The organism is Pseudomonas kitaguniensis, assembly GCF_009296165.1.
Taxonomy (GTDB): Bacteria; Pseudomonadota; Gammaproteobacteria; order Pseudomonadales; family Pseudomonadaceae; genus Aquipseudomonas; species Aquipseudomonas kitaguniensis.
In genome coordinates this window covers 1-9,985 of the sequence record NZ_VUAZ01000118.1, presented here as the reverse complement: position 1 = coordinate 9,985, position 9,985 = coordinate 1, and the positions used below count along the sequence as shown (strand labels likewise).

Sequence of the window (9,985 nt, the reverse complement as noted above, 5' to 3'; positions counted from 1 at the left end):
CGCGAGCAGCCCCTCTCTCAAGCAGTCGGTTGACTGTGGGGAAACAACAAATCCACAAATTTCTCGGCCGTCGGTTGCGGCTCATGATTGGCCAGGCCAGCGCGTTCGTTGGCTTCGATAAACACGTACTCGGGTTGGTCGGCGGCGGGCACCATCAGGTCGAGTCCCACCATGGGAATGTCGAGTGCGCGGGCGGCACGCACGGCGGCGTCCACCAGCGTGGGGTGCAGAATCGCGGTGACGTCTTCCAGGCAGCCGCCGGTGTGCAGGTTGGCGGTGCGACGCACGGCCAGGGTTTGCCCGCGCGGCAGGATGCTGTCGTAGTCATAACCCGCAGCTTTCAGCGTGCGCTCGGTTTCGCCGTCGAGGGGTATTTTGCTTTCGCCGTCGGTCGCTGCCTGGCGACGACGGCTCTGCGCTTCGATCAGCGCGCGGATGGAATGCTGACCGTCACCGGTCACTTCGGCGGGGCGTCGAATCGCGGCGGCGACCACTTCAAAACCGATCACCAGAATGCGCAGGTCGAGGCCTTGGTGAAAGCTTTCGAGTAACACGCGGCTGTCGAATTGGCGCGCCGCTTCAATCGCTTGCTGCACCTCTTCGATGGTCTGTAAGCCCACCGCCACGCCATGGCCTTGCTCACCGTCGAGCGGCTTGACGACGATGCACTGGTGCGCGTCGAGAAACTCAAGGTTGTCATCGGCACTGCCCGCCAATTGCTGCTCGGGCAGCTTCAAGCCCGCTGCTTTCAGCACCTTGTGGGTCAGGCTTTTGTCTTGGCACAAGGTCATGCTGATGGCGCTGGTCAGGTCACTCAGCGATTCGCGGCAACGCACACGGCGGCCGCCGTGGCTGAGGGTGAACAGGCCCGCGGCGGCGTCGTCGACCTGCACATCGATGCCGCGACGATGGGCTTCCTCGACAATGATTCGCGCATACGGGTTGAAGTCCGCTTGTGGCCCCGGGCCGAGAAACAGCGGCTGGTTGATGCCGTTCTTGCGCTTGATTGCAAAGGTGGTCAGCGCACGAAAACCCAGCTTGGCATACAGGCTCTTGGCCTGACGGTTATCGTGCAGCACCGACAGGTCGAGGTAACTCAAGCCACGGCTCATGAAGTGTTCGACCAAGTGGCGCACCAGCACTTCACCCACGCCGGGGCGCGAGCATTGTGGGTCGACCGCCAGGCACCACAGGCTGCAGCCGTTTTCCGGGTCGTGAAAAGCCTTTTGATGGTTGAGGCCCATCACACTGCCGATCACCGCGCCGCTGTCTTCATCCTCGGCCAGCCAATACACCGGCCCACCTTGATGGCGTGGCGTCAGGCGTTCGGGGTCGACGGGCAACATGCCGCGCCCTTGGTACAACTGATTCACCGCCAGCCAATCGGCCTCGGTCTGCGCGCGACGGATACGAAAACCGCGAAACACGCGGGTGGCCGGGCGGTAATCGGTGAACCACAAACGCAGGGTGTCGGACGGGTCGAGGAACAGTTGCTGCGGGTCGATGCCGAGGATCTGTTGCGGCGCGGCCACGTACAACGCAATGTCGCGCTCGCCCGGTTGCTCATTCAGCAACTCCACGGCCAGGCTCGACGGGTCTGGAAACGTGTGGCCGATCAAAAGCCGGCCCCAACCGCAATGCACCGCAATCGGTTCGGCACCCAACGGGCTGCCGTCTTCCGCCAATCGGGCTTGCAGGCGCTCGTACGACGGCGCCTGGCCCTTCAGCAAGCGTTGGCTGTAAGCCGCTGCATGGGGTTTCATCAATCAGATTCCTTGTTCGCTGAGCCACAGGTTCAGCGCTGCCAGTTGCCACAACTTGGAGCCGCGCAACGGGGTCAGTTGGCCTTGCGGGTCGGTCAGCAAGCGGTCGAGCATGGCCGGGTTGAACAGGCCGCGATCCTGGCTCGGGTCCAGCAGCAGTTCACGCACCCAGTTCAAGGTATCGCCCTGCAAGTGCTTGAGGCCCGGCACTGGGAAGTAACCTTTTTTGCGGTCGATGACCTCGCTCGGAATGACCCGGCGCGCCGCCTCTTTCAAGACTTGCTTGCCGCCGTCGGGCAGTTTGAACTTGCCCGGCACGCGCGCTGACAGTTCCACCAAGCGGTAATCCAGAAACGGCGTGCGCGCTTCCAGGCCCCAGGCCATGGTCATGTTGTCGACGCGTTTGACCGGGTCGTCGACCAGCATCACCGTGCTGTCCAGGCGCAGCGCCTTATCCACGGCGGCCTCCGCGCCCTGCATGGCAAAATGCTCGCGCACGAAGTCACCGGCGGCGTCATTCGCGGTCAGCCATTTTGGGGCGACAGTGGCGGCGTAATCGTCGTAGCTGCGGTCAAAAAACGCATCGCGGTAGGCGGCATACGGGTCGCTGGCACCGTCGACTTGCGGGTACCAGTGGTAACCGGCGAACAGCTCATCGGCGCCCTGGCCGCTCTGCACCACTTTGCAATGCTTGGCCACTTCGCGTGACAGCAGGTAGAACGCGATGCAGTCATGGCTGACCATCGGCTCGCTCATGGCGCGGAACGCCGCCGGCAGTTGCTCGATGATTTCGCGCTCGGCAATGCGCAGTTGGTGGTGGCGCGTGCCGTAGTGCTTGGCGATCAGGTCCGAGTATTGGAACTCGTCGCCGCGCTCGCCACCGGCGTCTTCAAAACCGATCGAGAAGGTCGACAGGTCTTGCACGCCGACTTCGCGCAGCAGGCCCACGAGCATGCTCGAATCGACACCGCCGGAGAGCAACACGCCCACATCCACAGCCGCGCGTTGGCGGATGGCCACGGCTTCGCGGGTGCTGTCGAGCACGCGGTCGGTCCAGTCTTCCAAGCTAAGATTGCGCTCATCCTCACGCGGGCCGTAGGGCAGCGTCCACCAGGTTTTCTGCTCGGTCTTGCCGCTCGCATCAATGCGCAGCCAGCTCGCCGGCGGCAGTTTTTCGATGCCCGCCAGCAAGGTGCGCGGTGCAGGCACCACGGCGTGGAAGTTCAGGTAGTGGTTAAGCGCCACCGGATCAAGGATCGGGTTGATGTCGCCGCCTTTAAGCAGCGCTGGCAACGCCGAGGCAAAGCGCAGGCGCTGGCCGGTACGCGACAGGTACAGAGGCTTTACGCCGAGGCGGTCACGCGCAATGAACAAGCGCTGCGCGTCGCGCTCCCAAATCGCAAAGGCAAACATGCCGTTAAGTTTTGGCAACAGTGCTTCGCCCCAGGCGTGGTAACCCTTGAGCAGCACTTCGGTGTCGCCACCGGAATAGAAGGCGTAGCCCAGGGCTTCCAGCTCTTCACGCAATTCCGGGAAGTTGTAGATGGCGCCGTTAAAAGCCAGGGAAAGCCCCAGTTGGGCGTCGACCATCGGTTGGGCTGAGCCGTCCGACAGGTCCATGATTTTCAGGCGCCGATGGCCCAGCGCAACCGGCCCTTGGGCATGGAAGCCCCAGGCGTCGGGGCCACGCGGGGCCAAGTGATGGGTGATGCGCTCAACTGCAGCCAAGTCGGCAGGTTGGGCATCGAAACGTAATTCTCCAGCTAATCCGCACATAAATTCCTTACCGGTTTTTCCGTTGGGGAGGGTCAATACTCAATACGCCCAAAGGGCGCGTACCCAGAAACTGACCCAGTGCTATGCGCGGAGTTTTAGACCGATAAGTTATAAGGCCAATCGCCTTGACGGTGTGAACGGAGCATTTTGCAGCGATGACGGCTCACGCTTTCAAGGCCTTGCCGCGCACCAATGCACGCAAAGCAAACCGGTTCGGGTGGCAGGCCTCGGCCACGCTGGAGGGCACCGGTAGTGGCTCATCCGTCAACCAGGCGGCCAGCAATTCGCCGCACAGTGGCGCGGTGATCAACCCGCGTGAACCGTGGCCGCTGTTGATGTACACGCCGGGCAGCCACGGGCAGGGCGTCTCCGGCACTTGGCGGGCGTCTTTGCTCAGCACGGCATAAGCCTGTTGGAATGCCGCGTGTTCAGCCAGCGGCCCGACGATCGGCAGGTAGTCCGGGCTGGTGCAGCGGAACGCGGCGCGGCCCTCAAGCTGTTCGGCGGGTAACTGGTCGGCGCCCAAGCGCGCCAGCAGGTCTGCGGAAATCTCGCGCAGCATCTGCAGGTTGCCGGCATGTTCGGCGACCGTGGGCGTGAGGTCTTGGTTATTGAAATCAAAACTGGCGCCCAAGGTGTGTTCGCCCAGCCTTGCCGGTGCAACGTAGCCTTCGGCGCAGACCACGGTGGCCAAGGCCGCGCTGGCCGGGGTTTGCGTCAGCCGGGTGATTTGCCCGCGTATGCGCTTGAGCGGCAAATCGGCGCTGAACGCGAACTGCTTGATCTCGGCGGCGCCGGCCAGCACCACCACACTGGCGCTGGCCAGCACGCGCTCGCCGTCGCGGGCTTGCCACTGCTGGTCGACGCGCTGCAGTTCCAGCGCTTGGTGATGCGTCAACACTGTAATCAGCGGGTGCGCTGCTTGCCATTCGCACAGCGCCGGGGGATGCACCCAGCCGCCCTGCGGGAAAAACAGGCCGCCGTGGGCCAGGTCGATTCCGGCCTGTTGCCGGGCTTGGTCGCGGCCCAGCAGGTGCAACAAGTCTGGCGCAAAGGCCTCGGCCAGTTGCGCCTGGCGCTGCGCTTCCTTGGCATCAAACGCCAGTTGCAGCACGCCGCAGCCATCCCAATCGACGCCGCGGTGCAAGTGCTCCAGCAGGCGCCGGGTGTGGCCAAAACCGCTGAGTATCAACTGCGACAACGCCGTACCATGTGCCGAAAGCTTGAGGTACAGCACGCCCTGCGGGTTGCCTGACGCTTCCTGTGCCAGGCCGCCATGGCGCTCCAACAGGCTGACACGCCAACCCCGCGCGGCCAGGCTGGCGGCAGTCGCGCACCCGGCCAGGCCGCCGCCGATGACCATCGCGTGGCGCTCTCCCTCAATGGGCGCAGGCCGCGCGAACCACGGCTTGGCGGCATAGGCTGCGGGCGCCTGCGCGGGCCAGCCGAGGAACTCCCCACGGAGGATTTCCCACTTGTGGCCGATGCCTGGCGTGCGCTTCATTTTGAAGCCTGCCGCGTTGATCAAGCGGCGCACCCAGCCGGTGCTGGTGAAGGTGCTGATCGTCGACCCTGGTGCGGCCAGCCGCGCCAGTTCGGCAAACAGCTCGGCGCTCCACATGTCGGGGTTTTTCGCGGGTGCAAAGCCGTCCAGAAACCACGCATCAACCTGCGCATCCAGTTGCGGCAATTGCTCCAGGGCATCGCCGATCAACAGGGTCAGGGTCACGCGGCCGTTGTCCAGCACCAGGCGCTGAAAGCCTTGGTGAATGGCGATGTACTGCGCCAGTAATTGCTCGGCCAAGGGTTGCAGTTCCGGCCACAGGGTGAGGGCGCGTTGCAGGTCGGCGTGGCTCAGCGGGTACTTTTCGACGCTGACAAAGTGCAGGCGCGCACCGGCCACCGCGTGTTGCTCGAAGAGTTGCCAGGCACACAGAAAATTCAAGCCGGTGCCGAAGCCGGTCTCGCCAATCACCAATCGCCCGCCCACCGGCAACGCGGCGAAACGCGCCTGCAAACGGTTCTGTTCGAGGAACACATAACGGGTTTCTTCAAGGCCCGACGTGTCGGAAAAATACACGTCGTCGAACACCCGCGAGTGCGGCGACCTTGTTCATCCCAGTCGAGTTGGGCGTGCGATACGGGGTTCATGGGCGACTCATAAATAGAAGCAGGCAAAGGCAAGGCGGCCATTCTAGCCGATCAACCGGCGTTGAATTGACCTATGGCAAGTCGCCGGGGAATTTCCTCCCGCGCGCCGTTGCCCAATCCGCTAGTCTTGAGCCATCTTGAAACGGAGCTGCCCATGTTCGAATCCGCCGAAATCGGTCACGCCATCGACAAAGACACCTATGAAGCGCAAGTGCCGGCCCTGCGCGAAGCCTTGCTGGAAGTGCAGTACGAGCTGCAACAGCAGAAGCGCTTCCCGGTGATCATCCTGATCAACGGCATCGAAGGCGCCGGCAAGGGCGAGACCGTCAAGTTGCTCAATGAATGGATGGACCCGCGCCTGATCGAGGTGCGCACCTTCGACCAGCAAACCGATGAAGAACTGGCGCGGCCACCGGCTTGGCGCTACTGGCGGCAACTGCCCGCCAAAGGCCGCATGGGCATTTTTTTCGGCAATTGGTACAGCCAGATGCTGCAAAGCCGGGTGCATGGCCAGATCAAGGATGCGCGGCTCGACCAGGCGATTGCCGGCGCCGAGCGCCTGGAAAAGATGCTCTGCGATGAAGGCGCGCTGATCTTCAAGTTCTGGTTCCACCTGTCCAAAAAACAGATGAAGGCGCGGCTCAAGGCCTTGGCCGATGACCCGCTGCACAGCTGGCGCATCAGCCCGTTGGACTGGCAGCAGTCCGCGACCTACGACAAATTTGTGCATTTTGGTGAGCGTATCCTGCGCCGCACCAGCCGCGACTACGCGCCGTGGCATGTGATTGAAGGCGTCGACGCGCATTACCGCAGCCTCACCGTGGGCAAGATTTTGCTCGAAAGCCTGCAAAATGCCTTGAAGCTGGCCAAAGGCAAGGCCAGCGGCATGAACCCGGCGCCGTTGCTGGCGTCGGTGGATCAAAAGAGCCTGCTGGACAGCCTCGACATGACCTTGAGCCTGGACAAGGACGATTACGAAGAACAACTGATTACCGAACAGGCGCGTTTCTCCGGGCTGATGCGCGACAAGCGCATGCGCAAGCACGCGTTGGTCACGGTATTTGAAGGCAATGACGCAGCGGGCAAGGGCGGTGCGATCCGCCGTGTGGCGGCAGCGCTGGACCCGCGCCAGTACCACATCGTGCCGATTGCCGCGCCGAGTGAAGACGAGCGCGCGCAGCCTTACCTGTGGCGGTTCTGGCAGAAGATCCCGGCGCGCGGCATGTTCACCGTGTTCGACCGCTCGTGGTACGGCCGCGTACTGGTGGAGCGCATCGAAGGCTTCTGCTCACCGGCGGACTGGATGCGTGCCTATGGCGAGATCAATGACTTTGAAGAGCAACTGCGTGATGCCGGTGTGATCGTGGTCAAGTTTTGGTTGGCGATCGACAAGCAAACCCAGTTGGAGCGTTTCCAGGCCCGCGAAGATATTCCGTTCAAGCGCTTCAAAATCACCGAAGACGACTGGCGCAACCGCGACAAATGGGACGATTATCGCGCCGCCGTCGGCGACATGGTCGACCGCACCAGCACCGAGATCGCACCCTGGACGCTGGTGGAAGCCAACGACAAGCGCTGGGCGCGGGTCAAGGTACTGCGCACCATCAACCGCGCGCTGGAAGAGGCGTTCGACAAAACCGACAAGCACGATAAAAAGAAAAAGAAATAACCCGCGCGCGGCCCGGCCAGGTTCACTGGCCGCTATCAACCGGCTTTGCACAGGGTGAGCTCATGCTTTTGCATACGCCGGATGAATGATCGTCGCGGTCGCCAATGCCTTGCCTCTATCCTCGGTTCAACCCCCAACAACAAGATCGAGGCAGCGTATGCGGGAAGTAGTGATCGTCGACAGCGTGCGAACCGGCTTGGCCAAATCCTTTCGCGGCAAGTTCAACCAGACCCGCCCCGATGACATGGCGGCGCATTGCGTCAATGCGTTGCTTGCGCGCAATGGCATCGACCCGGCGACGGTGGAGGACTGCATCGTCGGCGCCGGCTCCAACGAAGGCGCGCAGGGCTATAACATCGGGCGTAATGTGGCGGTGCTGTCGCAGTTGGGCACCGGTACGGCGGGCATGACCCTCAACCGTTTCTGCTCCTCGGGCTTGCAGGCGATTGCGATTGCGGCCAACCAGATCGCTTCAGGCTGCAGCGAGATCATCGTCGCTGGCGGCGTCGAATCCATCAGCCTGACCCTGAAAAGCGTCAACACCGACCATCTGATCAACCCACTGCTGCAAGAACAGGTGCCGGGCATCTACTTGCCGATGGGCCAGACTGCCGAAATCGTCGCGCGCCGCTATAACGTCAGCCGCGAAGAGCAAGACCTGTACGCCCTGCAAAGCCAGCAACGCACCGCGCAGGCTCAGGCCGACGGCTTGTTTGACGATGAAATCGTGCCGATGGCAGTCAAGTACCGCGTAGAAGACAAGCACACCGGCGAGGTGCAGGTGCTGGAGGGTGTGGTCGACCGCGACGACTGCAACCGCCCCGACACCACGCTCGCCAGCCTGCAGGGCTTGAAACCGGTGTTTGCCGAAGACGGCTCGGTGACGGCGGGCAACTCGTCGCAGTTGTCCGACGGCGCCTCAATGACCCTGGTGATGAGCCTGGAAAAAGCCTTGGAACTGGGGCTGAAGCCCAAGGCGTTTTTCCGTGGTTTTACCGTGGCCGGTTGCGAGCCGGATGAGATGGGCATCGGCCCGGTGTTCTCGGTGCCCAAGTTGCTCAAGGCCAAAGGCTTGCAAGTGGCGGACATCGACCTGTGGGAACTCAACGAGGCGTTCGCCTCGCAATGCCTGTACGCGCGTAACCGCTTGGGCATTGATAATGCCAAGTACAACGTCAACGGCGGTTCGATCTCCATCGGCCACCCGTTCGGCATGACCGGCTCGCGGCAAGTCGGGCATTTGGTGCGCGAGCTGCAGCGGCGCACTCTGCGTTACGGCATCGTCACCATGTGCGTGGGCGGCGGCATGGGCGCCAGCGGGCTATTCGAAGCCGTTGCTAGTTAAAAATCGGCAAGGCGGTTTGCGCTCTTACCCATTTGAGCTGCGGCGTATCCTGATGTGATGACTTGCCCCTAGAATGCCGGTTCCACTTCCTCTGGCCTTGGGGCACTCATGCATATCTCTTCCGGTCGCTGGGTCTATGGCTTTGGCTTGACCCTGCTGACCGCGTTGCTCTGGGGCATTCTGCCGATCAAACTCAAACAGGTGCTGCAAGTGATGGACCCGGTGACCGTCACCTGGTTTCGCCTGACCGTCGCCGGTGGTTGCCTGTTCCTGTACCTGGCGGCCACCAAGCGCCTGCCGCGTCGTGCTGTGCTCGGTGCCAAAGGCGGTTGGCTGGTGGCAATGGCCGTGTGTGGGCTGGTGGGCAACTACGTGCTGTACCTGGTCGGCTTGAAAATGCTCAGCCCTGGCACGGCGCAGTTGGTGGTGCAGATGGGGCCGATCTTTTTGATGGTCGCCAGTGTGTTTGTGTTCAAGGAGCGTTTCAGCCTGGGGCAGGGCATCGGCCTGGTGGTGCTGATTTTTGGCTTTGGGCTGTTCTTCAACCAGCGCCTGTCGGAGCTGCTGACGTCGCTGGGCACCTACACCGCCGGGGTGCTGACGGTGCTGCTTGCCACCACCATCTGGGTGTTCTATGCCTTGGGTCAGAAGCAATTGCTGACGGTGTGGAATTCGTTGCAAGTGATGATGGTGATCTATCTGTCATGCGCGCTGTTGCTGACGCCGTGGGCGTATCCGCTGGAGGCGTTGCAATTGAGCCCGCTGCAAGGTTGGTTGTTGTTGGCGTGCTGCATGAACACGCTGGTGGCTTATGGCGCGTTTGCCGAGGCCTTGGCGCACTGGGAGGCGTCGAGGGTCAGTGCGACTTTGTCGCTGACGCCGCTGGTGACGTTTGTCGCGGTAGCCCTGGCGGCGTGGTTATGGCCGGAGTTTGTGCAGGCCGAGGCGATTAACGCAGTGGGTTATGTCGGGGCATTGGTGGTGGTGCTGGGTTCGGCGACGGTGGCGTTGGCGCCGTCGTTGCTGGCCGGGCTGCGGGCTCGGCGGCGGCCTGAGTAAAGCGGGGCTTGCGTACACAGGCAATGTGCTTTTTTTGGGAGGTACCAGTGCATCTTTGATGTTGCGCTGTGGCGCGGCAAGCGGGCTTGGGGGGTGTTGTCCAGGTTGGGTGTATATCCTTTATTTGGGTGATGGCTTGTATCGGTTTCGCTCTTACAGCGAGTCACTTTTGAAAGGCCCGGAAGCCGGCCCAGCCAAAACTAACCAAAAGGTCCTCGCCCC

Annotated in this window: 5 protein-coding genes and 1 pseudogene; 3 read left to right on the top strand and 3 right to left on the bottom strand. The window is 62.4% G+C overall.

The window, feature by feature from the left end:
* Positions 1-17: 17 nt before the first annotated feature.
* The 3 genes and pseudogenes from ngg to mnmC form a co-directional block, all read right to left on the bottom strand.
* Positions 18-1,763 carry an N-acetylglutaminylglutamine synthetase gene (ngg, locus tag F0169_RS19390; RefSeq protein ID WP_152747365.1) on the bottom strand — a complete coding sequence of 582 codons (1,746 nt, stop codon included), beginning with the start codon at positions 1,761-1,763 and terminating at the stop codon, positions 18-20.
* Between the two features lie 3 nt (positions 1,764-1,766).
* Positions 1,767-3,539 carry an N-acetylglutaminylglutamine amidotransferase gene (locus tag F0169_RS19385; RefSeq protein WP_152747364.1) on the bottom strand — a complete coding sequence of 591 codons (1,773 nt, stop codon included), beginning with the start codon at positions 3,537-3,539 and terminating at the stop codon, positions 1,767-1,769.
* A 163-nt stretch (positions 3,540-3,702) separates the two neighbouring features.
* Positions 3,703-5,690 (bottom strand): annotated as a pseudogene (gene mnmC / locus F0169_RS19380) (bifunctional tRNA (5-methylaminomethyl-2-thiouridine)(34)-methyltransferase MnmC2/FAD-dependent 5-carboxymethylaminomethyl-2-thiouridine(34) oxidoreductase MnmC1).
* Positions 5,691-5,844: 154 nt separating this feature from the next.
* Here mnmC and pap point away from each other — a divergent pair.
* The 3 genes from pap to F0169_RS19365 all read left to right on the top strand — a co-directional run bounded on the left by pap (position 5,845) and on the right by F0169_RS19365 (position 9,763).
* Complete coding sequence (gene pap / locus F0169_RS19375) at positions 5,845-7,359, top strand: polyphosphate:AMP phosphotransferase (protein WP_058415659.1); 1,515 nt, start codon at positions 5,845-5,847, stop codon at positions 7,357-7,359.
* Between the two features lie 157 nt (positions 7,360-7,516).
* Positions 7,517-8,704 (top strand): thiolase family protein, encoded by a 1,188-nt coding sequence (locus F0169_RS19370; protein WP_152747363.1) that lies wholly within the window; start codon positions 7,517-7,519, stop codon positions 8,702-8,704.
* A 108-nt stretch (positions 8,705-8,812) separates the two neighbouring features.
* Positions 8,813-9,763: a DMT family transporter gene (locus F0169_RS19365; protein WP_152747362.1), complete on the top strand. Its 951-nt coding sequence runs from the start codon at positions 8,813-8,815 to the stop codon at positions 9,761-9,763.
* The last annotated feature ends 222 nt before the right edge of the window (positions 9,764-9,985 follow it).

Excerpts from the sequence above, each read along its gene's own strand:
- ngg (WP_152747365.1), bottom strand. The coding sequence starts at position 1,763 with ATGAAACCCCATGCAGCGGCTTACAGCCAACGCTTGCTGAAGGGCCAG.
- F0169_RS19385 (WP_152747364.1), bottom strand. The coding sequence starts at position 3,539 with ATGTGCGGATTAGCTGGAGAATTACGTTTCGATGCCCAACCTGCCGAC.
- pap (WP_058415659.1), top strand. The coding sequence starts at position 5,845 with ATGTTCGAATCCGCCGAAATCGGTCACGCCATCGACAAAGACACCTAT.
- F0169_RS19370 (WP_152747363.1), top strand. The coding sequence starts at position 7,517 with ATGCGGGAAGTAGTGATCGTCGACAGCGTGCGAACCGGCTTGGCCAAA.
- F0169_RS19365 (WP_152747362.1), top strand. The coding sequence starts at position 8,813 with ATGCATATCTCTTCCGGTCGCTGGGTCTATGGCTTTGGCTTGACCCTG.